The sequence below is a fragment of the Paraburkholderia azotifigens genome (genome assembly GCF_007995085.1).
Taxonomy (GTDB): Bacteria; Pseudomonadota; Gammaproteobacteria; order Burkholderiales; family Burkholderiaceae; genus Paraburkholderia; species Paraburkholderia azotifigens.
Genome location: NZ_VOQS01000001.1, coordinates 1,593,679 through 1,617,132 on the forward strand (window position 1 = coordinate 1,593,679; position 23,454 = coordinate 1,617,132).

Here is a 23,454-nt window from a genome sequence, read left to right on the forward strand (position 1 = left end):
GCTGCGCGACGGCCTTGCAATACGCGCATCGTGCGTCCGGCGTCAGCTCGATGCCGTGATCGGCTCGACGCGGCGCGGCGCGTAGGTTTCCCAGCCGCTACAACCCGGACACTGCCAATAGAACAGGCGCGCCCGGAAGCCGCAATTCTGGCACGTGTACCGCGGCAGATTCTTCGTGCGCTGACGGATCAGGGCGCGCATCAGTTCCAGTTCGCTGCGGCGCGGCTCTTCGGCCACGGCCTGCTGCGCTTCGAGCAGACGCGTCATACCCGCGAGATTCGGCGACTTCTGCATCTGCGTGCGCGCCAATGCGTGAGCCGCTTCCGGACCGCGTAACGCCGATACGTGCTGATACGCGACGTCGAGCAGATCGTTCGACGGATAGCGGTCCACCCACGTCGTCAGCAGATCGGCGCCGTCTTCCTGACGGCCAAGCGCTTCGTAGGCCTTCATCAGCTTTTCGGCGACGAGGGGCAGATAGGCCGAATTCTGTTCCTCGACACGCAGCCATTGCGCAATCGCCTTGTCGAACTGTCCCGCCGCGGCGTCGACATCGCCGAACAGGATCGTCGCGCGCACGTTCTGCGGATGTGCCTTCAGCGCCAGATCCAGCTGACGGCGTGCCTCGTCGGGCTTTTTCTGCTGCAGCGCTTCCTGTGCCAGCTCGCAATGGAAGTGCCCGATTTCCTTGTCGAGCGACGCAGCGCCCATCGTTTCGAGCCGGCGCGCGGTATCGATCGACTTGTTCCAGTCCTTCTCGATCTGGTAAATCGTCAGCAACGCGCGTTGCGCGCCAAGCGCGTAATCGCCCGATTCAAGCGCCTTGAACGTCTCTTCCGCGCGGTCGAGCAGGCCCGCCTTCAGGAAGTCCTGGCCAAGTTCATACAATGCGTGGTCACGCTCGGTGACGGGCAGGTCCGCGCGGCTCAGCAGGTTCTGGTGCACGCGGATCGCGCGGTCCGTTTCGCCGCGGCGCCGGAACAGATTACCCAGCGCAAAGTGCAGTTCGATCGTTTCCGGGTCGAGCTTGACGACTTCGATGAAGGCGTCGATCGCCTGGTCCGGTTGCTCGTTCAACAGAAAGTTTAGCCCTCGAAAATAAGAGCGCGGCAGATTGGCGCTTTCGGACAGCAGCGCCTTGAGGTCGTAGCGCGCGGCCACCCAGCCGAACGCGAATGCGACGGGTATGACGAGCAGCCACCAGAGGTCTAGATCCATGCGAATGTGCGGAGTGCGAAAGAGGCCGTGCGCCAGCGGCACACGGCGTTAGAAGGCTAGATGAGCGGGGGCATCGGCGGTTCTTCGACGGCGGCGGGCGTTTCGCGCGCCACGCGCAGCTCGCGCTTCAGGCGGCCGTTTTCCATCCGCAGACGGAACATCGCCGGCAGCGATGACACGAGTCCCGCCAGCAGGCCCACGACGAAGAACGCCAGTCCGATCAGAATCAACGGCGCCTGCCACGCATACCCGGCGAGGAAATTCAGCGTAGCGCTCTGCGTATTGGACAGTGCAAGCACCAGCAGCAGCACGAACACCAGTACGCGAATCAGCCAGACGATAAATTTCATGTATTGATCTCTTGACGGCGGTTGCGGGATGACGCCGGCTTGATGACGCGTCGCGCCACGCTGTTCGCCCGCGCCGAAGTGACCCGTATTGTAAATGAAGCCTCTGTCGACTGGCACAGGCATGCGGCTCGCGATGCCTTACTGTCGTTTAAGAGACGAGAAATGGTCCGGGATCGCGATGCGTGCGGCATGTTTTCTGGAACGCGGCTCCCGGTGTCGCAGCACGTCCACGCGCAACGGACGAAAAAAAAGCGCCCTAAGGCGCTTTTCTCTGGTCATTGCCGTGTGACTGGCTTAGCCGCGGCGAACTTCAACCGGAACTGCAAAAACTACACAGAGCCGGCTCAAAGGTCGTCGTCCGCGGCTTCGTCTTTCAGAGGCTCGCCCGCACGACGATCGACGCGCTCGCGCAACTCCTTGCCAGGCTTGAAGTGCGGCACGTGCTTCTCAGGCACCAGCACTTTTTCGCCCGACTTCGGGTTGCGCCCGACGCGGGATGGACGGCGGTTCAAGCCAAAGCTGCCGAAGCCGCGAATTTCGATGCGATGGCCGTTCGCCAAGGCGTCCGACATCGCATCGAGCATCGTCTTCACCGCGAAATCCGCATCCTTGAGGACAAGTTGCGGAAATCGCGTAGCCAGCTGGGCGACCAATTCCGATTTGGTCATACTGCAGCAGACCCCTTAAGGCTTACTGGTTCTGGCCGTCGAGCTTGGCCTTCAGCAGCGCGCCGAGGTTCGTCGTGCCGCTTGCTGCCGAGCTGGTGTCAGCTTGCAGGCCGCGAATCGCTTCCTGTTGCTCAGCCGAGTCCTTCGCCTTGATCGACAGGTTGATGCCACGCGACTTGCGGTCGATGTTGATGATCATCGCATTGACCTTGTCGCCTTCCTTCAGCACGTTGCGAGCATCTTCCACGCGGTCTTGCGCGATTTCCGAAGCGCGCAGGTAGCCTTCGACGTCAGCCGTCAGCTGAACCACTGCACCCTTCGCGTCCACCGTCTTGACCACGCCGTCGACGATCGAACCCTTGTCGTTCATTGCAACGAAGTTGCTGAACGGGTCGCCTTCGAGCTGCTTGATACCCAGCGAAATGCGTTCCTTCTCGACGTCGATGCCAAGAACGATCGCTTCCACTTCGTCGCCCTTCTTGTACTTGCGGACAGCTTCTTCGCCCGTTTCCGACCACGACAGATCCGACAGGTGAACCAGACCGTCGATGCCGCCAGGCAGACCGATGAAGACGCCGAAGTCGGTGATCGACTTGATTGCGCCTTGCAGCTTGTCGCCCTTCTTGAAGTTGCGGCTGAAGTCGTCCCACGGATTCGGCTTGCACTGCTTCATACCGAGGCTGATACGGCGGCGGTCTTCGTCGATCTCGAGGACCATGACTTCGACTTCGTCGCCCAGCTGGACAACCTTCGACGGTGCAACGTTCTTGTTCGTCCAGTCCATTTCCGACACGTGGACGAGGCCTTCGATGCCCGACTCGACTTCAACGAACGCGCCGTAGTCGGTGATGTTCGTGACCTTGCCGAACAGACGCGTGCCCGACGGGTAGCGGCGCGAGATGCCTTCCCACGGATCGTCGCCCAGTTGCTTGATACCGAGCGAAACGCGGTTCTTTTCCTGGTCGAACTTGAGGATCTTTGCCGTGACTTCCTGGCCAACCGACAGAACTTCGCTCGGGTGACGCACGCGACGCCATGCGATGTCGGTGATGTGCAGCAGACCGTCGATACCGCCCAGATCCACGAACGCGCCGTAGTCGGTGATGTTCTTGACCACGCCTTCGACGATCGCGCCTTCCTTCAGCGTTTCGAGCAGCTTTGCGCGCTCTTCGCCCTGGGTTGCTTCGATCACTGCGCGGCGCGACAGCACCACGTTGTTACGCTTGCGGTCCAGCTTGATGACGCGGAATTCGAGCGTCTTGCCTTCATACGGCGTCGTGTCCTTGACGGGGCGCGTGTCGACCAGCGAGCCCGGCAGGAATGCACGGATGCCGTTGACCATGACGGTCATACCGCCCTTGACCTTGCCCGTGATCGTGCCCGTCACGAGTTCGTTGTTGTCGAGGGCCTTTTCCAGCGACAGCCACGAAGCCAGTCGCTTCGCCTTGTCGCGCGACAGGATCGTGTCGCCGTAGCCGTTTTCCAGCGCGTCGATCGCGACGGAAACGAAGTCGCCCGCCTGCACTTCTACCTCGCCCGCGTCATTCAGGAACTCTTCGAGCGGGATGTAGGCTTCGGACTTGAGACCAGCGTTGACGACCACGAAGTTGTGATCGACACGCACGACTTCGGCGGAGATCACTTCGCCAGCGCGCATGTCCTGCTTGGTCAGCGACTCTTCAAACAGAGCCGCAAAGGATTCGGTATTCGGGGTAGAGGTTTGCAGGTCGGACATAAAAATCTGAATTTGCATGGTTCTCGCAGCGTCAGGTGAACCATCACGGTTCATCACTACGGCAAAGGAGCGAAAGCCATACGGGGTTAAGGGTTTAACAATCGCCTCGCGTTTCACGGCGAGGCACCAACACGACTACTCAACAACATTCGATGCGGGTCGTTCCGCGTTCAGCTTTGCGGAACCAGCGCCCGGTACCATTGCACCACCTGTTCGACCGCCTGGTCGATCGACAGTGCAGAGGTGTCGAGGAGCTGCGCATCTGCTGCAGGCTTGAGCGGCGCGGCTGCGCGCTGACTGTCGCGCTCGTCGCGCTCACGCAAATCCCGGAGCAAGTCATCCATATTAGCAGAAAATCCTTTTTGGATCAATTGCTTATGCCGGCGGGCCGCGCGCGCCTCGACGCTGGCCGTCAAAAACACCTTCAGCGCGGCGTCAGGAAAGATCACCGTGCCCATGTCGCGGCCGTCGGCGACCAGGCCCGGCTGCTTGCGAAAAGCCCGCTGACGGGCCACCAGCGCGGCCCTGACGGGCGCGTGAACGGCGATCGCCGAAGCCCGGTTGCCGATTTCCTCGGCGCGGATATCGGTCGACACGTCGGCGCCATCCAGCTGCGCGATGCCTTCGCGAAAAGTGATATGCAGCTCGCCGACCAGCTTTGCAAGCGTGTCGGCGTCATCGGCGGCGATGTCGTAACGCACGCTGGCGAGCGCCGCGAGCCGGTACAGCGCGCCGCTGTCGAGCAGATGGAAGCCGAGTTCGGCGGCGACCAGCGCGGCCACCGTGCCTTTGCCGGATGCAGTGGGGCCGTCGATCGTGATGACGGGCGTCTGGTGAAAGGGGCGGGTCGGTTTCATCGAAAAAGTCGCCCATCGAAACGGGCGGCACGTGTTAGCAATGCGTGGTCAGGGTTGCGCGAGCGCCAGGAAGCGCTCGAAATAATCGGGGAACGTCTTGCCGACACATTTCGGATCGTTGATCCGAACGGGCACGCCGCCAAGGCTCACCAGCGAGAAGCACATCGCCATCCGATGATCGTCATAGGTATCGATCGCGGCGTCTGGGGTCAGCTTTTCAGGCGGCGTGACGACCAGGAAATCCTCGCCCTCCTGCACTTTCGCGCCGACCTTCCGCAGTTCCGTCGCCATCGCGGCGATCCGGTCGGTTTCCTTCACGCGCCAGCTCGCGATGTTGCGCAAGGTGCTCGTGCCGTCCGCGAACAGCGCGGCCACGGCGATCGTCATGGCTGCGTCGGGGATCAGATTGAAATCCATGTCGATCGGGTCGAGCTTGCCGTGGTCGTTCCCGACGCCGCGCACTTCGATCCAGTCGTCGCCCATCGTGACGTTCGCGCCCATTTTCATCAGCGCCGTCGCGAAACCGACGTCGCCCTGGATACTCGCGCGCCCCACGCCTTCGACGCGCAGCGGTCCGCCGCCCAATGCGCCCGCCGCGAGGAAATACGACGCTGACGACGCGTCGCCTTCCACCATGATCTTGCCCGGCGACTGATAGCGCGCGCCGCTCGGAATGGTGAAACGCTCCCAGCCGAAGCGCTCGACCTTGATGCCGAAGCGCTCCATCAGCTTGATCGTGATCTCGATGTACGGCTTCGAAATCAGCTCGCCCGCCACTTCGACGATCGTCTCGCCGCTTTCCGTCTTCACGAGCGGCAGCGTCATCAGCAGCGCCGTCAGGAACTGGCTCGACACGTCGCCGCGCACGCGGATCGGCGCGTCGACGACAATCTGCGCGGGACGGATGCGCAGCGGCGGAAAACCCTCGTTTTCTTCGTAATCGATCTTCGCGCCGATCTGCCGCAGACCGTCGACCAGATCGCCGATCGGCCGCTCATGCATGCGCGGCACGCCGTGAATCCGGTAATCGCCGCCGTTCACGGCGAGCGCGGCCGTCAGCGGCCGCACCGCCGTGCCCGCGTTGCCGAGGAACAGGTCCGCGCGCGCCGCGGGTAGCGCGCCGCGCGTGCCCGTCACGACACAGGTATCGCCGTCGCGCTTCAACTTGACGCCGAGCTTTTCGAGCGCGTCGAGCATCACGCGCGTGTCGTCCGAATCGAGCAGATTCGTGATCGTCGTTTCGCCTTCAGCCAGCGCCGCCAGCAGCAGCACGCGATTCGAGATGCTCTTCGAGCCGGGCAGACGGACCGTGCCGGACGCACGGGAAAATGGTCCGAGATCGAGATGTTCCATGTGAATTCCAGTGTCCTTTATTTCGACGCGTCGTCGGTGGCCGAGCGTGCGGGCGAAGGCTTCGGCGCCGCGCGCTCCTGCCACGCGCTGCGGGCCGTGCGCGAGCGCGCGAACACGGCTTCGAGCGTCGCACCGTCGCCGGCTTCGATCGCCGACCTCAGACGTGCCAGCACGGCCGTGTAGCCGTCGATTTCATCGAGCAGCGCCGCGCGATTGGCCACGCACACGTCGCGCCACATTTCCGGGCTCGACGCGGCGATCCGCGTGAAGTCGCGGAAGCCGCCAGCAGCAAACGAAAACTTCAGTTCGGCGTCGGGTGAATTGAGAATCTGCTCAACCAGCGCGAACGACAACACATGCGGCAGATGACTGACCGACGCGAACACGCGGTCATGCTGTTCTGCCGGCATGGCGTGCACACTCGCGCCCGTCGCGCGCCACATCGCGGCAATACGCTCGACGGCGTTCGGCGCGTTCTCCGGCAACGCGCACAGCACGACGTTTCGATTCACGTACAGATCGGGCAGCGCCGCGTCGACGCCGCTCGATTCGCGCCCCGCGATCGGATGCCCGGGCACGAACTGATTGATGCGCCCGCCCAGCGCCGCACGGGCCGCCGCCACGACATCGGACTTCGTGCTGCCGGCGTCGGTGATGATGGTCTGCGGATCCAGGAACGGCGCAATGCGTTCGAGCAAAGGCTGCGTCTGCGCGACAGGCGCGGCCAGCAGCACCACGTCGGCGCCCTGGAGTGCATCGCGCAGCGCCGCGTCATCCGTCAGCGCCGCGCTTGCGTCGATCACGCCCAGTTCCAGCGCACGCGCCGTCGAGGCCGCCGAGCGGCCCACGCCGATCACGCGCCGCGCGCCGCCTACGTCGCCGCGTTCGCGCAGCGCACGCGCAAGCGATCCGCCGATCAGCCCGACGCCGAAAATCACCAGTTTGTCGAAAGAGAACGCTGCCACGTCAGTCACAGAAAAAACGCGCCTCGCGGTCGGTGAGGCGCGTGGATTGCATAGATACGCTCAGGCCGTCGTCGCGAGCGTCTTTTCGAGTGCGGCGATGAACGCCTCGTTTTCGTCGGGCAGGCCGATCGTCACGCGCAGCCATTGCGGCAGACCGTAGCTGCCGACAGGTCGCACGATCACGCCCTGCTTCAGCAGTTCGAGATTCACGCGGTTGCCCGCCGCGTCGTCATTGCCGACGCGCACCAGCACGAAGTTGCCGTACGACGGCACATATTCGAGACCAAGCTTGTCAAACGCTTCCGTCAAGCGGCGATAGCCCTGCGCATTCAACTCCGCGCTTTTCTGCAGAAACGGCTTGTCGTTCAGTGCGGCAATCGCGGCCGCTTGCGCGAGCGTGTTCACGTTGAACGGCTGACGCAGGCGGTTCATCAGATCCGTCAGTTCCGGCTGCGCAATCGCGAAACCGACGCGCAGGCCAGCCAGACCAAACGCCTTCGAGAACGTGCGCGACACCAGCAGATTCGGATAGCGGCGCACCCACGCGATCGAGTCGTAGCGCTTGCCGGCGCTCAGGTATTCCGTGTACGCCTCGTCGAGCACGACGACCACGCTGCGCGGCACCTTCGACAGGAACGCTTCGATGGTCGCGCCGTCGATGAACGTGCCCGTCGGATTGTTCGGGTTCGCGACGAAGACGAGACGCGTGTCGTCCGTGATCGCGGCGAGCATTGCATCGAGATCGTGGCCGTACTCGACGGCGGGCACGACGATCGCGCGCGCGCCGAGGCCTTGCGTCGCCAGCGCGTACACGGCAAACGAATACTGTGCGTAGATGACCGACTGACTTTTCTCGACGAACGCGTGTGCGGCCAGTTCGAGAATGTCGTTGCTGCCGTTGCCGAGTGTGATCCAGTCGGCGGGCACGTCGTAGTGCGCGGAGAGCGCCGCCTTCAGCTCGAACGCGTTGGCGTCCGGATAGCGGCCGAGTTCGCTCGCAGCCTGCGCCATCGCCGTCTTCGCGGACTCCGGCATACCGAGCGGATTTTCGTTCGACGCCAGCTTCACGATCTGCGCTTCGTCCAGCCCAAATTCGCGCGCGACTTCCGAGATCGGCTTGCCAGCCACATAAGGCGCGATCGCGCGAACATAGGAAGGACCGAACGACGTTGTCATGGGTATCTCCGGGTAGCTATCAGGCTTGCGTGTGATTGGGTTGCGTGATTGCGATACGAATGCGGGCCGCCTTTCAGCGGGCGCGCGGATACGAGCCGAGAATCTTCAGGAAGTCGGCCTTCTGGCCAAGTTCGGCGAGCGCGGCGGACACGGACGCATCGTCGCGATGACCTTCGACGTCGATGTAGAAGTAGTACTCCCACGTGCCGACGCGCGCCGGACGCGACTCGAAGCGCGTCATCGATACGCCGTGCTTCGCGAGCGGTTCCAGCAGCTTGAACATCGCGCCCGGCTCGTTCGCGACCGATACGATCAGCGACGTCTTGTCGTAGCCGCTCGCGCCCGTCGGCTGCTTGCCGATCATCACGAAGCGCGTGCGGTTGTGCGGATCGTCCTGGATCAGCGCATAAGCGACCTGCAAGCCGTATTGGGTCGCGGCGCGGTCGCCAGCGATGGCCGCGATGGTCGGGTCTTCCGCCGCGAGGCGCGCGGCCTCGGCGTTGCTCGACACCGCCTGGCGCTCGACGTGCGGCGCGTGCGTCGCCAGCCAGCGCTGGCACTGCGCGAGCGCCTGCGCGTGCGCGCACACGCGCGTCACACCGGCCAGGCTGCCGTTGAGCGTCAGCAGATTGTGATGGATCGGCAGAGCCAGCTCGCCCCCGATCAGCAACTGCGTTTGCAGCAGCAGATCGAGCGTGCGCGACACCGCACCTTCCGTCGAATTTTCGATGGGCACGACGCCGAATTCCGCACCGCCCGCTTCGACCGAACGGAATACTTCGTCGATCGACGAACACGGCAGGCCTTCGATCGATTGACCGAAGTATTCGTGCATCGCCTGTTCGCTATACGTGCCGGCCGGGCCGAGATAAGCGGCCGTGATGTTCTTCTCGAGCGCGCGGCTCGCGGCCATGATTTCGCGCCAGATTGCGCTGATGTGCTCGCCCGCGAGCGGGCCCTCGCTCATGTCCTGCAGACGCGCGATCACCTGCTGCTCGCGCTCCGGCCGAAATACGGGCGCATTGAAGTGCTTCTTTACCTCGCCGACTTCGAGCGCGACCGCCGCGCGATGATTCAGGAGCGCGATGAGCTGCGCGTCGATCGCGTCGATCCGTTCGCGCAGTGGTTTGAGTTGAGAATTGAGTTCGTCGTCCATGCTTCTAAACGGCCAATTGGGTCCGGCAGGGCCCGGTTCGGAGAGGATGCGCGCGCCGCGACCGGCAAGGTCACGCGCCGCGCTGTTCGAATTCCCTCATGTACTCGACAAGCGCTTTGACGCCTTCGAGCGGCACCGCGTTGTATATCGACGCCCGCATGCCGCCGACGGACTTGTGGCCCTTCAGCTGCACCAGCCCGCGCGCTTTCGCGCCGGCCAGGAAATCTTCATTGCGCGACTCGTCGGCGAGGAAGAACGGTACGTTCATCCGCGACCGCGCGTTGCGCTCCACCTTGTTCAGATAAAAACTCGACGAGTCGATCGTGTCGTACAGCAGCTTCGACTTTTCGACGTTGCGTGCTTCGATCGCCGTCAACCCGCCCTGCTTCTTCAACCACTTGAACACGAGCCCGGCGATGTAGATCGCGTACGTGGGCGGCGTGTTGTACATCGAATTGTTCAGCGCGACCGTCTTCCATTCAAACGCCGACGGACAAATGCTCATCGATCGTTCCAGCAGATCCTCGCGCACGATCACGACGGTCACGCCCGCCATGCCGATGTTCTTTTGCGCGCCGCCGAACAGCACGCCATATTTGGCGACGTCCATCGGGCGCGACAGGATGTGCGACGACGCATCGGCGACGAGCGGAATATCGCCGAGATCGGGAATTTCGAACGTTTCGACGCCGTGGATGGTTTCGTTCGTGCACAGGTGCACGTAGGCGGGGTCGTCGGAAAGATTCCACTCGGCGCGCGCCGGAACGCGCGTGAAGCCGTCAGCCGTTTCGCCGCTCGCGGCCAGATGCACTGTGCCGTATTTCTGCGCTTCCTTGAAGGACTTCTGCGACCAGGAGCCCGTCACGACGAAGTCCGCCCGCGCCTTGCTGCCCATCAGGTTCATCGGCACGATCGCGTTTTCGCCGAGTCCGCCGCCTTGCAGGAAAAGAATCTGATGACTGGACGGCACCTGCAGCAACTCGCGCAGATCGGTCAGCGCCTCTTCATGAATCGTCATGAATTCTTTGCCGCGATGGCTCATTTCCATCACGCTCATGCCGCTGCCGCGCCAATCGAGCATTTCGTCGGCTGCCTGGCGCAGCACTTCTTCGGGCATGGCCGCCGGACCGGCGGAGAAATTGAAGACGCGCATGGTGAGAACCTTGGGAAGCAGGCGCGCGGCGTGCAAAAGGGCCGGAAACCGCGCCTGAAAGAAAATGGCCGTCTGCGCGCAAGCGCAAACGGCCATTATCGCATTGACACTCAAAACCCGCCAAACCCCGGCGTTTCAAGGGGTTTCACGCCTTTCCCTTTGACACCGCCTGTGACGGACGCTTCGAGCGCCGTTCAGCCTCGTTCGACCTGCTTACTTCGCCGGCTTGACGGAAGCGACTTCCTTGTCAGCCTGGTCGCGCGTTGCCTTGATCGATTGCGGCATGTACTTCTGCATCAGACCGTTCACGACGTCGCGGCCAACCTGGTCTTGCACCTGGATGAACTTGCGGCCCGTCGGGCTCTTGTAGAACGCGGTCAGGTCGTTGATTTCCTGCACGCTGTAGTACTTCGCGTACGCGTCGTACTGAGCTTGCATCGCGTCCTGCTTGAATGCGTCCGTTGCGAACACCTGGCCTGCCGAGTCAACCAGCTTCGGCACCGCGTTCTTTTGCAGCGCCGGGACGGAAGCCTGCTTCTGCTTGTCCGTCATCGTCTTGTTTTCCGACAGCGCGTCCGACAGGATAGCCGGGACGAGTTGCTTGGCCTGCATCTGCGCGCTGTTGCCGATTGCGCCGACCAGCTTCTGTGCGTCGATCGCGTCGAGCAGATTCTTGATGGCAGCCTGCTTCGCGGGATCAACCGGGGCAGCAGCGGCGGGAGCAGCCGGAGCCGGCTGCTGGTTTTGCAGCGCTTGCGCCATCGCGAGCGTCGGCACGAAAGCGGCCAGGACCATCAACTGCTTGAAACGTTTTTGCATCACTACTCCCTAAGAGAAATTAACCTGGTGGCTTCACCGCGCAGGCGGCGCATCGGTTCCGATGCGCTCAGGCTGCCCGCGCGGCTTTACGCATTACTTGAGAAGCTTCGCTGTGGATTACGACGCTTCGTTTTCGTCACCGCCTGCTTCGTCCGCAGGCAGGTCGGCGTCGCCGTCCACGTCAGCTTCCGCTTCGGCAATCTGTTGCAGACCGGAAAGCTTGGTGCCTTCATCAAGGCTGATGAGTGTAACACCTTGCGTAGCACGGCCCATTTCTCGAATTTCCGACACGCGCGTCCGGATCAGCACGCCCGTGTTGGTGATCAGCATGATCTGCGCTTCCGGGTCGACCAGCGTCGCGGCGACTACCTTGCCGTTGCGCTCGGAAGTCTGGATCGCGATCATGCCCTTTGTACCGCGGCCGTGACGCGTGTATTCGGTGATTGGCGTGCGCTTGCCGTAACCGTTTTCCGTTGCCGTCAGCACCGACTGCTGCTCGTCGCCCGCCACCAGCAACGCGATGACGCTCTGACCGTCTTCGAGCTGCATGCCGCGCACGCCGCGCGCTTCGCGGCCCATCGGGCGCACGTCGTTTTCGTCGAAGCGCACCGCCTTGCCCGAATCCGAGAACAGCATCACGTCGTGCTCGCCATCGGTGATGGCGGCGCCGATCAGGTAGTCGCCGTCATCCAGACCGACCGCGATGATGCCCTTCTTCAGCGGACGGCTGAACGCTTCGAGCGGCGTCTTCTTGACAGTGCCGAGCGCCGTCGCCATGAAAACGAACTTGTCGGCCGAAAATTCCTTCACAGGCAGGACGACCGTAATCTTCTCGCCTTCCTGCAGCGGGAACATATTGACGATCGGACGCCCGCGCGAATTGCGCGAGCCCTGCGGCACTTCGTAAACCTTCAGCCAGTAGACGCGGCCGCGGTTCGAGAAGCACAGGATGTGGTCATGCGTGTTTGCGATGAAGAGCGTGTCGATCCAGTCGTCTTCCTTCATCTGCGTCGCCTGTTTGCCGCGACCTCCGCGCTTCTGGGCGCGATATTCCGACAACGGCTGCGATTTCACGTAACCCGAGTGCGACATCGTCACGACCATGTCCTGCGGCGTGATGAGGTCTTCCGTGTTCAGCTCGGTCGCGTTCATCTCGATCTTCGAGCGGCGCTCGTCGCCAAATTCGCTCTTGATCGTGACGAGTTCGTCGAAGATGATGGAAGTTATGCGCTCCGGGCGCGCAAGAATGTCCAGCAGGTCGGCGATCTGCGTCATCACGTCGCGATACTCGCCGATGATCTTGTCCTGCTCCAGCCCCGTCAGGCGCTGCAGACGCATCTGCAGGATTTCCTGAGCCTGCGTGTCCGACAGACGGTAGAGACCGTCGGCCTGCATGCCGTACGCCGGGTTCAACCCTTCCGGACGATACGCGGCGCGGCCGCCCGACGATGCGTTGTCGGTTTCCGCGCGCTGCAGCATCTCGCGTACGATCGACGAATCCCACGAACGGTCCATCAACTCCTGTTTCGCGATAGGCGGCGTGGGCGCAGCCTTGATGATCGCGATGAAGTCGTCGATATTGGCGAGCGCGACGGCGAGGCCTTCGAGCACGTGGCCACGTTCGCGCGCCTTGCGCAGTTCGTATACAGTGCGCCGCGTCAGCACTTCGCGACGGTGCGACAGGAAATGCGACAGCATTTCCTTCAGGTTCAGCAGCTTCGGCTGGCCGTCGACGAGCGCGACCATGTTCATGCCGAACGTGTCCTGGAGCTGCGTTGCCTTATACAGATTGTTGAGAATGACCTCAGGCACTTCGCCGCGCTTCAGCTCAATCACGACGCGCATACCGCTCTTGTCGGATTCGTCGCGAATGTCCGAGATACCTTCCAGCTTCTTCTCATTCACCAACTCGGCGATACGCTCGAGCAGCGAACGCTTGTTCACCTGATACGGCAGCTCGTCGACGATGATCGCCATGCGCTGGCCGCGATCGATCTCTTCGAAGTGCGTGGCGGCGCGCATCACGACACGTCCGCGCCCCGTGCGATAGCCGTCACGCACGCCCTGCACGCCGTAGATGATGCCTGCCGTCGGGAAATCCGGCGCCGGCACGATCTCGATCAATTCGTCGATCGTCGCTTCCGGGTTCTTCAGCAGATGATGGCAGGCGTCGACGATTTCGTTCAGGTTATGCGGCGGTATGTTCGTCGCCATGCCGACGGCGATGCCAGACGAGCCGTTGATCAGCAGGTTCGGGATACGCGCGGGCAGAATGGACGGCTCGTTTTCGCTGCCGTCGTAGTTCGGCTGGAAGTCGACCGTTTCCTTGTCGATGTCGGCGAGCAGCTCGTGGCCGATCTTCGCCATGCGGATTTCGGTGTAACGCATCGCCGCGGCGTTGTCGCCGTCGACTGACCCGAAATTGCCTTGTCCATCGACGAGCATGTAGCGCAGTGAAAAGTCCTGCGCCATGCGGACGATCGTGTCGTAGACAGCCGAGTCGCCGTGCGGATGGTACTTACCGATCACATCGCCGACGATACGCGCCGACTTCTTGTACGCCCGGTTCCAGTCGTTGTTCAGTTCGTGCATGGCATACAGCACGCGCCGGTGCACCGGCTTCAGACCATCGCGGACATCGGGAAGCGCACGCCCTACGATCACGCTCATCGCGTACTCGATATACGAGCGGCGCATTTCCTCCTCTAGGGAGATTGGTAGAGTCTCTTTGGCGAATTGATCCATTGTCCGTATCGTTTACGCGCGAAGACGATGAGGGAAACGCGTTCTTCACCTCACCGCTTGGGCCTACCCCTGGGTGTACTTCCTGCGCGGCTGCGAGCGCAGCGCATCACGCGATTCTATCATGCGGCGCATCCGCTCCCGACGACGTGCGTATACCTATTAGTGGGACGCCCAAAAACGGCACCTGGAAGCGCCTCGCGCGCGTCATGACCGGGCCCGGAAAATGCTCCGTGTCAAGCCGCCCGAAGCGGCCTCCGGCGGCCTCTTGACGAACTTGACACCTTTTGTTGCGCATGCACCACATTCGACTGGGCGTATGGATAGGGGGCGGATTTTTTTATCGTCGGAAGGGAACGATATGGCAAAATGCCAACGCACAAGTTTAGACACTGCTCGAAGTCTATACACAGCGTCTTTTGTTCTGCACCGATGTTATACTTCGAGCAATGTATGACTGGTCTACGTCAACAGGCTCGCAGTAAACCTGCGGTAATCTCAATTTCGAGAGGAGAAATATGAATAAACTTTCAAAGCTCGCGTTCATTGCAGCTACCGCAGTTATGGCTGCATCCGCTTCGGCACAGTCGGTGCCGGCGTCGCGACAAGCCACGAACGACAACTGGGTGAACGGCACCGGCGAATACGTGTGGATGAACGGCACGAACGAGCTTTGCTGGCGCGACGCGTTCTGGACGCCGGCAACGGCTAACGCAAAGTGCGATGGCGCACTGGTCGCACAAGCACCGACCCCGCCGGCACCGGCACCGGTTGCTCCGGCAATCACCAGCCAGAAGATCACGTATCAAGCGGATACGCTGTTCGACTTCGACAAGGCAATCCTGAAGCCGGCTGGCAAGGAAAAGCTGGACGATCTGGCATCGAAGATTCAAGGCCTGAACCTGGAAGTCGTAGTGGCCACGGGCTACACCGACCGCATCGGTTCGGACAAGTACAACGACCGTCTGTCGCTGCGTCGTGCACAAGCTGTCAAGGCATACCTGGTCAGCAAGGGCATCGAAGCCAACCGCATCTACACGGAAGGCAAGGGCAAGCGCAACCCGGTTACGACGGGCTGCAACCAGAAGAACCGCAAGCAACTCATCGCCTGCCTCGCACCGGATCGTCGCGTGGAAGTCGAAGTTGTCGGCACTTCGAAGCAGTAAGCTACAGAACACCGCAGTATCCAAGCCCCGCTTCGGCGGGGCTTTTTTTATGCGCTTTCCCGTCGCGAGAACGGCAACGAAGCCGCGCGCCACCATGCCGCCCGACCGTGCGCGACCCGGCGCTTTTTGCCCGTCCGTGCCCAGCCCTATATACTCAGGGTTTGTCCGATCCACCCCGCTATTCCTGCCCTCGAGGCCGCATCCGTCATGACCAACGCCGATCCCCACGAACTGCAGAAATTCAGCGATCTCGCGCATCGTTGGTGGGATCCCAACGCCGAGTTCAAGCCTTTGCACGAACTCAATCCCGTGCGGCTCAAATGGATCGACTCACACGCGTATCTCGCGGGCAAACGCGTGCTCGACATCGGCTGCGGTGGCGGAATTCTTTCCGAGTCGATGGCCACGCTGGGCGCGGATGTAAAGGGAATCGACCTGTCCAACGAGGCTTTGGGCGTCGCCGATCTTCACAGCCTTGAAAGCGGCGTAACGGTAAATTACGAGGAAATCGCGGCAGAAGCGCTTGCCGCGCGCGAACCTGCGTCTTTCGACGTCGTCACGTGCATGGAAATGCTCGAACACGTGCCGGATCCGTCGAAGGTGGTCGAGGCGTGCAAGACGCTCGTCAAGCCCGGCGGCTGGGTGTTCTTTTCGACGCTCAACCGCAACGTGAAGTCATATCTGTTTGCCGTGATCGGCGCCGAGTACGTCGCGCGCATGCTGCCGAAGGGCACGCACGACTACGCCCGCTTCATCCGTCCGTCGGAGCTCGCCGGTTTCGCACGCGCTGCCGGTCTACACACCGCGGACATCAAGGGCATCACGTACAACCCGCTTACGCGCCACTTCGGCCTGTCGAGCGATACCGATGTCAACTACATGCTCGCGTGCCGTCGCGAAGCCTGATCCATTTTTAGCGTCCGGTTAACTGCACCTAATTCAATGAGCGATCCCACGCCCCTGCCTCAGCGCGAAGACGAAGAAGCATCGATCGGCCTTTGCCAGGGCATCCTGTTCGACCTCGACGGCACGCTGGCCGATACCGCGCCCGATCTCGCTGCAGCCGTGAACAGGATGCGTCACGAGCGCGGCCTCGATATGGTGCCGCTGGAACATTTGCGACCGCTCGCGTCGGCTGGCGCGCGCGGTCTGCTGGGCGGCGCCTTCGGCATCGGCCCGGAGCATCACGACTATGCGTCAATGCGCGACGAGTTCCTGGCCAACTATGAAGCCGACCTCTGCATCGAAACCATTCTGTTCCCCGGAATCGGCGAAATCCTCGACGAACTCGATGAGCGCGGCGTGCGCTGGGGCATCGTAACCAACAAGGTCGCCCGGCTGACGGAACCGCTCGTCGCTCAACTCGGCCTGGATACGCGCGCGGGCTGCGTCGTCAGCGGCGACACGACGCCGCATTCGAAGCCTCATCCCGCGCCGCTTCTCCACGCGGCGAAGGAACTGGTTCTGCCTCCGGAGCGGATCGTCTACATCGGCGACGATCTGCGCGATGTGCAGGCGGGCTTTGCCGCCGGCATGGTGACGGTCGCCGCAGCATACGGCTACTGCGGCAACGATATTCCGCCTGCGCAATGGCACGCGAAGCACGTCGTCAACTCGACAACCGAGCTGCAGAGCCTGCTGCGCGATATCAGCTGACGCGCCAGCGCGCAGCCACGGCAACGCCTCATGTTTCACCGTGACTCGCGCGGGCGGCTATTGTAAAATGATGACTTGGGCCACATCTGTGGCTCATTCCTTCTGCGGGGGCGACCTGGTTTCGACAGGGGTTGCGAAGCGGCTAGGGCATGTCGAGGACCCGTCACCTCGTTAATCAATGGGAAAAACGTAACTGCAAACGACGATACGTTCGCACTGGCAGCCTAAGGGCCGCCGTCCTCTGCCTGGCTCACTGACGGGCTAGTGTCGCAAGACCGGTAGCAATACCGACAGAGGTCATATACGTCAGTTAAGCCTTGGCGGCGTCACGACGTCCGGGTCGAAAATCTAGTGAATCGCTGTAGCGCAGCGTGTTCGTCCGCGTCGCTCCGGTTAAATCAAAAGACAGAACTAAACATGTAGAACTAGTCGTGGAGGACTTCTGGACGCGGGTTCGATTCCCGCCGCCTCCACCAATTTTCAATTGGTGCACACCGCAGGACAAAAACCCGCACGGCGTTCAGCTATGCGGGTTTTTTGTTGCCTGCCACCGCTCTCGCCCCACTTTCAAACTTTTCTGATTGCTACTCGATCCGACATCAAGTGAAATGTCGGGTCCATCCGGCCGTCCGCACGGGCTGGCCTGTTCGCCCAGTAGAACTAATCAAAAAAGGATATCCGAGCCATGAGCACCCCAGTCGATCCCATCATGGCCCGCTTCGGCGATCTCACCGACCACGGCGGCAAGATCGTCGAGGCGGCCCAGGATCTGCTCGAAGACGGCATTAGCGTTGCGCTCGACGGGCATCTGGTCGCATGTCCGCGCTGTGGCGGCAAATATCCGATCATCGCGAGCGGAAGGCGCAGACACAACGGCAAGCGCATTGCCTACATCGGCGATATCACGATGTGTGGCGCAACGCTCGTGCGAAGCACACAACAGTAAGACGCGATGCGGGCTACGCTTCAGTTGCGAGCGCAGGCCATCGGAACAGCGGCGCGCGAACGATCACGCCACCGCGCGCACGTACACCTCTTCCGTTTCCCGGATGAACTTGCTGTTGCAAAACTCGAGCTCGGCTTTCGCACGGGCGCTTCGCCCCAATTGCGGGCAACCGGTTGCGGTTCGTGAGCATCGTGTGCAGCCGCTCGGTCATCGTGCGCGTGTCGCGCGGCTCGACGATCCAGCCGTCGACATCATCTCGCGACACGCGAACGAACTGCTCTCCACCGCGTATGACACCATGAAGCCGACATCGAAGGTTGCGACATAGCCACGTACATCATCCGTGAAGCCGGTAATGAGCAGATTGTCGTTCATTCAACGATTCGATGAGCTGGCGTTGCTCGTCGTTCGGCTCGGTACCGACGACAACCAGGCCACCCGGCTGCGCAGTTCTTCCGGCAACGCAGCAACGGCTGCCACCATGTCCATCGTTCCCTTGTACCAGTCGAACCCGGTGATCGCGCCAACCACGACCTTGCCCGCATGCACGGCGCCAAACAGCGCGTCGCGTCTGCGTGCAGCGAGCGCATCGTCGAAGGGCGCATAAAAGTCGATGTCCACGCCATTCGCGATCGCCGACATCCCGCAGTCCGCATACACCGAGCCTTCCAGCAGGTTTGCCGCCGGCTTCGACACGGCGATCACATGATGTATCGCGCGTCGCGCCTTGAGCTTCGTCACGAAGTCGCGCTTGACGCGGATCGTGTTGCGCTTCGTGCACACGAAGGACGGGTGCTTGAACGGCGAGAACAGCGTCGCCAGCATCACGAGCCGGTAAGCGGGCGAGCCGTTCATATGAACCACGTCGAAGCGTTCGCGCTTGAGAAGCGCGCGGATATGGGAGACTGCGCGCGCGTGCTGCAAAAGGCGGCTTGGTTTTCGGTGCACCGACGAAGACTTCGTGGCGCGCCGCGAACGCACGCGCGATCCAAACGACGTACGTGTCGTGACCGCCTCCACGACCGTTGCGGAAGTTGGTCGCTAGTATTTTCATTCCCGGCTTTCCCCGTATGCGAGGGCTTGAATACGCCGCTCGGTCTGCGTCGAAATACAACCGACCGCGCAATGCGTTTCGCATTGCCTCTAATTCATCAGGAGAATTATGCCGTGCTCCCTTACCGTTCCTTTCGTTGCCCGGCGTGTCCGGCTACGTACGCAAGAATGCATTCGCGTATGCGGCGGATGGAATAAAGCAGCGCGTCCGCCGTTTATTCGATGCGCGCGCATTGAATGCAAGTCAGCGCATTTAAGGCGCGCGCCCGCCGATCGATTGCATACACTCCATATACAACTTCAGAACAGGAGCCGCATCATGCGCAAGACCCTCCTCCTCATCGCCGCGTTCGCCGTTCAGCAGACCGCGTTCGCCGCGCCGCCGAAAGCCTCAGACGGCCATTTCGTCGACGCTCAGGGACGCACGCTCTACATTTTCGACAAGGACACGACGCCGGGCAAAAGCGCCTGCACGGGCGGCTGCGCAGCGGCATGGCCTGCCGCCGCCGCTGCTGCAAGCGACAAGCCGTCGGGCGACTGGACCCTGATCGACGGCGCCGACGGACAGAAGCAATGGGCGTACAAAGACAAGCCGCTCTATCGCTTCGCGAAGGACGAGAAGCCGGGCGACATGAAGGGAGATGGTTTCAAGGACGTGTGGCACGCGGCCAAGCCGTAACGCGCACGGCCGCTTGACGGAGATACGCGACGCACGCACCGCCGCAAGGCGCTGCGTGCGTCGTGTCATTTACCGATCGTCAGGGCACTTGAGGTTGCAGCCGTTCGGATCGCCGTCGTCGCCGCGCTTGCGCAGCGTCGTCTTCTTGTCGCTTTGATATTTCTTTGACGGCGCCGATGCGGCGAACGGCATTTGCGGATGCTCGTTGAGCTTGAACTCTTCGGTCAGGATGCCGCCCGGCACGCCGGGCGAATTCTGGGCAATGGCAACGGACATCGTGGCAAACAGCGCGCCGGCCGTGAGCACGGCAGCACAAGCGGGAACGAAATATTTCATATCGGATCGAGGCGGCCAGCGAGCCGCGCATGTCAGGCGAAATAACGAAAGCGTAGAGATTAGCGCAAAGCGCCGCGCGCCGCAGCGTCCGCAGCCTCGACCGTTGTTACGAGCGCTTACCCGGCCCGCGCCGGTGAGGCCGTTCAGGCGTCCTCGCCCCCTTCCAGCCCCTCTTCCAGTTCGAGCAGTTTGCCGCAGTCACCGGGATCGTAGCCCTCGAGATGCGCGACGCTCTGCCGGAACGCATTGCCGCGCAGTACCGACATCACCGTCGTGAGCGGCTCGCGCTCGAGACGTGCGCGATCGCAGGCGAAGTAATAGTCTTCATCGACGATCGGAATGAAGTCGAGTCCGAAGTGATGGGCTGCCGGTTCGACGCCGAAGCCGACGTCGGCCATGCCGCTTGCGACAAACGCCGCGATCGCCGAGTGCGTCAGTTCCGTCGATGCATAACCGTTCACGCGATCCGGATCGACGCCGACGCGCCGCAGAGCGAGATCGATCAGCATGCGCGTGCCCGATCCATGCTGCCGATTGACGAAGCGGATATCGTCGCGCGCGAGATCGGTCAATCCGTCGATGGCTTTCGGATTGCCTTTTGCGAGAAAAAGTCCCTGCTTGCGGCGCGTCAGATGCACGAGCAGATGACGTTTCGGATCGAGCCACTGACGATACTTGTTCGCGCACGCCGCGCGAAACTCGCCGCGCGGCAAATGGAAACCGGCGAGGTCGCACTCGCCTCGCGCCAGCGCCGTAATCGCTTCCGCGCTGTCGCGATACTTGATGTCGAGCGGCACTTCGTCGGCGACCAGCGCCGTCACGAGCGCGGCGACCGCGTAACCGTGCGATGCGTGGATGCGCACGTCGTCGGCGGGCGGCGCGAGCCAGCGGTTCAGATCGCTGGCGACTTCGCTTGCCAATGCCTGCATGTTGCCGTCCAGACGTTCACCGCAAAGTCGTTGCGCACGCAACACTGCCTGCCCGAGTTCGGAGAGCGCGGAACCGCGTCCGCGCTCCTTTTCTATTAGCGCGCCGCCCAGTTGAGTCTCGATGGCGCGCAACAGACCCCATGCATGACGGTAGGACAAACCCTTAAGCGCAGCGGCCTGCGCGATGCTTCCCGTCTGGTCGACGAGTGCCAGCAACGGCACGGCGTCAGTCAGGCTGGACGTTTGGCCATTGCTGTCCCGCACAATCAGCTGCGCCTGGCATTCAATTCGGATCATATATGCAGTCTTAGTTCCTATTGCGAAAGCCGATCCACCCGCCTATCGTTCGCATTGATATATCAAACAAGCAAAGCATAGATGCACGGGTTATGAATAACAAGTGCATATATCGACTTTGGAGGAGCCCCACTGTGGATCGACCGAACGCCCTTGCGCCAGACGAACTCGTGCGACGTCACGCACAGCCCGGCATGTCGCTGGTAGCCCTGCTTCACGCCATTCAGGACGACGTCGGCTTCGTGCCGCCGGACACCGTCGCCCCGCTTGCGCGAACGATGAACCTGTCACGGGCGGAAGTCCACGGCGTCATCACTTATTACCACCACTTCCGTCAGTCGCCGGCCGCGCCCGTCACGGTGCAGCTGTGCCGCGCGGAAGCGTGCCGCAGCATGGGCACGGAAGCGCTTGCGCAACATATCGAAGCGCGCACCGGTTGCCGCTTCGACGCGCACAAACACGGCGATGCACACGATCACTCGTGCGATGGCGCAGTCGGCCTCGAATCGGTGTATTGCCTTGGCCAGTGCGCCCTGTCGCCCGCCATGATGATCAACGGCGAACTGCACGCCAAAGTGACGCCACAGAAGTTCGACGCACTGCTCGCCGCCGCAATGAAACGCGTGGAGGAAACGGCATGACGCGCATCTATGTTCCCCGCGACTCTTCCGCGCTGGCGCTGGGCGCCGACGCACTCGCCGCTGCCATCGCCGACGAAGCGAAAGCGCGCGGCATCGACATCGAACTCGTGCGCAACGGCTCGCGCGGCTTGCTGTATCTCGAACCGCTGATCGAAGTCGAAACGCCCGAAGGCCGCATCGGCTACGCGAACGTCGAAGCCGAAGACGTCAAGTCGCTGTTCGATGCGGGCTTTGTCGAAGGCAAAGCGCACGCGAAGCAGGTCGGCGTCGTCGACGAGATTCCGTATCTGAAGAAGCAGCAGCGCCTGACGTTCGCGCGCATCGGCATCACCGATCCGCTGTCGACCGACGACTACATCGCCAACGGCGGCATCGTCGGCCTGTACAACGCGCTCGCGATGACGGGCGACGCCGCCGTCGACGCGCTGATCGAATCCGGCCTGCGCGGCCGCGGCGGCGCAGCGTTCCCGGCCGGCATCAAGTGGCGCACGGTGCGCGCCGCGAAGGCCGATCAGAAGTACATCGTCTGCAACGCGGACGAAGGCGACTCGGGCACGTTCTCCGACCGGCTCGTGATGGAAAGCGATCCGTTCGTGCTGATCGAAGGGATGATCATCGCGGGCATCGTGACGGGCGCGACGGTCGGCCATATCTATGTGCGTAGCGAGTATCCGCATTCGATCGCGACGCTCGAAGAAGCTATCGTCAAGGCACGCGCAGCCGGCTGGCTCGGCGACAGCGTGCTCGGCTCGGAGCATCGCTTCGAACTGTTCGTCGCGAAGGGTGCGGGCGCGTACGTGTGCGGCGAGGAAACGGCGCTGCTCGAATCGCTCGAAGGCAAGCGCGGCATCGTGCGCGCGAAGCCGCCGCTGCCCGCGCTCGAAGGCCTGTTCGGCAAGCCGACCGTGATCAACAACGTGATCACGCTCGCGACGGTGCCGATCATCTTCGCGAAGGGCGCCGCGTTCTACAAGGACTTCGGCATGGGCCGCTCGCGCGGCACGCTGCCGTTCCAGATTGCGGGCAACGTGAAGCAAGGCGGTCTCGTCGAACTCGCGTTTGGCTGCACGCTGCGCGAACTGATGTTCGACTACGGCGGCGGCACGGCGAGCGGCCGTCCGGCGCGCGCGGTGCAGGTCGGCGGCCCGCTCGGCACATATCTGCCCGAGAGCCAGTGGGACATCCCGCTCGACTACGAGGAATACGCGAAGGTCGGCGCCGTCGTCGGTCACGGCGGTCTCGTGATTCACGACGACACGTCGAATCTCGCCGACCTCGCGCAATACGCGATGCACTTCTGCGCGCTCGAATCGTGCGGCAAGTGCACGCCATGCCGGATCGGTTCGACGCGCGGCGTCGAAGTGATCCAGCGCATCCGCAACGGCGATACGTCGACGAAGCAGGTGCAACTGCTGCGCGACCTGTGCGACACGATGGTGTCCGGTTCGCTGTGCGCGATGGGCGGCATGACGCCGTTCCCGGTCGTCTCCGCGCTCGATCATTTCCCCGAAGACTTCGGCCTCGTGGCCGCCACGCCGAAACAAGCGGCCTGATAAGGG

The 23,454-nt window shown here is 62.3% G+C and carries 23 protein-coding genes and 1 other RNA gene; 8 read left to right on the top strand and 16 right to left on the bottom strand.

Annotation, left to right across the window (positions count from 1 at the left end; genetic code table 11):
- Nucleotides 1–42: 42 nt before the first annotated feature.
- The 12 genes from lapB to gyrA form a co-directional block, all read right to left on the bottom strand.
- Complete coding sequence (gene lapB, locus FRZ40_RS07065; RefSeq protein WP_028369105.1) at nucleotides 43–1,218, bottom strand: lipopolysaccharide assembly protein LapB; 1,176 nt, start codon at nucleotides 1,216–1,218, stop codon at nucleotides 43–45.
- Nucleotides 1,219–1,274: 56 nt separating this feature from the next.
- The gene (locus FRZ40_RS07070) at nucleotides 1,275–1,568 is read right to left on the bottom strand and encodes a LapA family protein (protein WP_028369106.1); all 294 of its coding nucleotides are present in this window, start codon (nucleotides 1,566–1,568) and stop codon (nucleotides 1,275–1,277) included.
- 344 nt (nucleotides 1,569–1,912) lie between these two features.
- Nucleotides 1,913–2,236, bottom strand: a complete 324-nt coding sequence (locus FRZ40_RS07075; protein WP_028369107.1) for an integration host factor subunit beta — start codon at nucleotides 2,234–2,236, stop codon at nucleotides 1,913–1,915.
- Between the two features lie 22 nt (nucleotides 2,237–2,258).
- Nucleotides 2,259–3,989 (bottom strand): 30S ribosomal protein S1, encoded by a 1,731-nt coding sequence (rpsA, locus tag FRZ40_RS07080; RefSeq protein ID WP_147233733.1) that lies wholly within the window; start codon nucleotides 3,987–3,989, stop codon nucleotides 2,259–2,261.
- Nucleotides 3,990–4,141: 152 nt separating this feature from the next.
- The gene (cmk, locus tag FRZ40_RS07085) at nucleotides 4,142–4,828 is read right to left on the bottom strand and encodes a (d)CMP kinase (protein WP_147233734.1); all 687 of its coding nucleotides are present in this window, start codon (nucleotides 4,826–4,828) and stop codon (nucleotides 4,142–4,144) included.
- 48 nt (nucleotides 4,829–4,876) lie between these two features.
- On the bottom strand, nucleotides 4,877–6,181 hold the full coding sequence (aroA, locus tag FRZ40_RS07090) for a 3-phosphoshikimate 1-carboxyvinyltransferase (RefSeq protein WP_147233735.1): 1,305 nt from the start codon (nucleotides 6,179–6,181) through the stop codon (nucleotides 4,877–4,879).
- Between the two features lie 17 nt (nucleotides 6,182–6,198).
- Nucleotides 6,199–7,155 carry a prephenate dehydrogenase gene (locus tag FRZ40_RS07095; protein WP_147233736.1) on the bottom strand — a complete coding sequence of 319 codons (957 nt, stop codon included), beginning with the start codon at nucleotides 7,153–7,155 and terminating at the stop codon, nucleotides 6,199–6,201.
- 51 nt (nucleotides 7,156–7,206) lie between these two features.
- On the bottom strand, nucleotides 7,207–8,322 hold the full coding sequence (gene hisC, locus FRZ40_RS07100) for a histidinol-phosphate transaminase (protein ID WP_028369112.1): 1,116 nt from the start codon (nucleotides 8,320–8,322) through the stop codon (nucleotides 7,207–7,209).
- A gap of 73 nt (nucleotides 8,323–8,395) precedes the next feature.
- Entirely contained in the window at nucleotides 8,396–9,478 is a 1,083-nt protein-coding gene (pheA, locus tag FRZ40_RS07105; protein ID WP_147233737.1) for a prephenate dehydratase, read from the bottom strand.
- Between the two features lie 70 nt (nucleotides 9,479–9,548).
- Nucleotides 9,549–10,631, bottom strand: a complete 1,083-nt coding sequence (serC, locus tag FRZ40_RS07110) for a 3-phosphoserine/phosphohydroxythreonine transaminase (RefSeq protein WP_147233738.1) — start codon at nucleotides 10,629–10,631, stop codon at nucleotides 9,549–9,551.
- Nucleotides 10,632–10,844: 213 nt separating this feature from the next.
- The gene (locus tag FRZ40_RS07115; protein WP_028369115.1) at nucleotides 10,845–11,450 is read right to left on the bottom strand and encodes a DUF2059 domain-containing protein; all 606 of its coding nucleotides are present in this window, start codon (nucleotides 11,448–11,450) and stop codon (nucleotides 10,845–10,847) included.
- 117 nt (nucleotides 11,451–11,567) lie between these two features.
- Nucleotides 11,568–14,195, bottom strand: coding sequence for a DNA gyrase subunit A (gyrA, locus tag FRZ40_RS07120; protein ID WP_028369116.1), 2,628 nt, complete (start codon nucleotides 14,193–14,195; stop codon nucleotides 11,568–11,570).
- A 515-nt stretch (nucleotides 14,196–14,710) separates the two neighbouring features.
- On the opposite strand from gyrA, the gene ompA reads away from it, so the two are divergent.
- The 5 genes from ompA (at nucleotide 14,711) to FRZ40_RS07145 (ending at nucleotide 17,960) form a co-directional block, all read left to right on the top strand.
- The gene (gene ompA, locus FRZ40_RS07125; RefSeq protein WP_012400146.1) at nucleotides 14,711–15,358 is read left to right on the top strand and encodes an outer membrane protein OmpA; all 648 of its coding nucleotides are present in this window, start codon (nucleotides 14,711–14,713) and stop codon (nucleotides 15,356–15,358) included.
- A 207-nt stretch (nucleotides 15,359–15,565) separates the two neighbouring features.
- Nucleotides 15,566–16,264, top strand: coding sequence for a bifunctional 2-polyprenyl-6-hydroxyphenol methylase/3-demethylubiquinol 3-O-methyltransferase UbiG (ubiG, locus tag FRZ40_RS07130; protein ID WP_028369118.1), 699 nt, complete (start codon nucleotides 15,566–15,568; stop codon nucleotides 16,262–16,264).
- Nucleotides 16,265–16,300: 36 nt separating this feature from the next.
- On the top strand, nucleotides 16,301–17,014 hold the full coding sequence (locus tag FRZ40_RS07135; RefSeq protein WP_147233739.1) for an HAD family hydrolase: 714 nt from the start codon (nucleotides 16,301–16,303) through the stop codon (nucleotides 17,012–17,014).
- 106 nt (nucleotides 17,015–17,120) lie between these two features.
- Nucleotides 17,121–17,490, top strand: a transfer-messenger RNA (tmRNA) gene (gene ssrA / locus FRZ40_RS07140).
- Nucleotides 17,491–17,699: 209 nt separating this feature from the next.
- Nucleotides 17,700–17,960: a PAAR domain-containing protein gene (locus FRZ40_RS07145; protein WP_028369120.1), complete on the top strand. Its 261-nt coding sequence runs from the start codon at nucleotides 17,700–17,702 to the stop codon at nucleotides 17,958–17,960.
- A 207-nt stretch (nucleotides 17,961–18,167) separates the two neighbouring features.
- On the opposite strand, the gene FRZ40_RS44925 is transcribed toward FRZ40_RS07145, so the two are convergent.
- Together FRZ40_RS44925 and FRZ40_RS44930 are read right to left on the bottom strand one after the other, a co-directional pair.
- On the bottom strand, nucleotides 18,168–18,335 hold the full coding sequence (locus tag FRZ40_RS44925; protein WP_240057103.1) for a hypothetical protein: 168 nt from the start codon (nucleotides 18,333–18,335) through the stop codon (nucleotides 18,168–18,170).
- Nucleotides 18,336–18,908: a glycosyltransferase gene (locus FRZ40_RS44930; RefSeq protein WP_240057105.1), complete on the bottom strand. Its 573-nt coding sequence runs from the start codon at nucleotides 18,906–18,908 to the stop codon at nucleotides 18,336–18,338.
- A 424-nt stretch (nucleotides 18,909–19,332) separates the two neighbouring features.
- Between FRZ40_RS44930 and FRZ40_RS07155 the strand changes: the two genes are divergently transcribed.
- Nucleotides 19,333–19,692 carry a COG4315 family predicted lipoprotein gene (locus FRZ40_RS07155; protein ID WP_028369121.1) on the top strand — a complete coding sequence of 120 codons (360 nt, stop codon included), beginning with the start codon at nucleotides 19,333–19,335 and terminating at the stop codon, nucleotides 19,690–19,692.
- Between the two features lie 69 nt (nucleotides 19,693–19,761).
- Here FRZ40_RS07155 and FRZ40_RS07160 read toward each other — a convergent pair whose 3' ends face one another.
- Nucleotides 19,762–20,028, bottom strand: a complete 267-nt coding sequence (locus FRZ40_RS07160; protein ID WP_028369122.1) for a hypothetical protein — start codon at nucleotides 20,026–20,028, stop codon at nucleotides 19,762–19,764.
- Nucleotides 20,029–20,171: 143 nt separating this feature from the next.
- Nucleotides 20,172–21,254 (bottom strand): substrate-binding domain-containing protein, encoded by a 1,083-nt coding sequence (locus FRZ40_RS07165; protein WP_028369123.1) that lies wholly within the window; start codon nucleotides 21,252–21,254, stop codon nucleotides 20,172–20,174.
- 92 nt (nucleotides 21,255–21,346) lie between these two features.
- Between FRZ40_RS07165 and FRZ40_RS07170 the strand changes: the two genes are divergently transcribed.
- Together FRZ40_RS07170 and FRZ40_RS07175 are read left to right on the top strand one after the other, a co-directional pair.
- Nucleotides 21,347–21,895 carry an NAD(P)H-dependent oxidoreductase subunit E gene (locus tag FRZ40_RS07170; RefSeq protein ID WP_420873849.1) on the top strand — a complete coding sequence of 183 codons (549 nt, stop codon included), beginning with the start codon at nucleotides 21,347–21,349 and terminating at the stop codon, nucleotides 21,893–21,895.
- Complete coding sequence (locus FRZ40_RS07175; protein ID WP_147233741.1) at nucleotides 21,892–23,448, top strand: formate dehydrogenase beta subunit; 1,557 nt, start codon at nucleotides 21,892–21,894, stop codon at nucleotides 23,446–23,448. The genes FRZ40_RS07170 and FRZ40_RS07175 overlap by 4 nt, the downstream gene beginning before the upstream one ends.
- Nucleotides 23,449–23,454 lie beyond the last annotated feature (6 nt).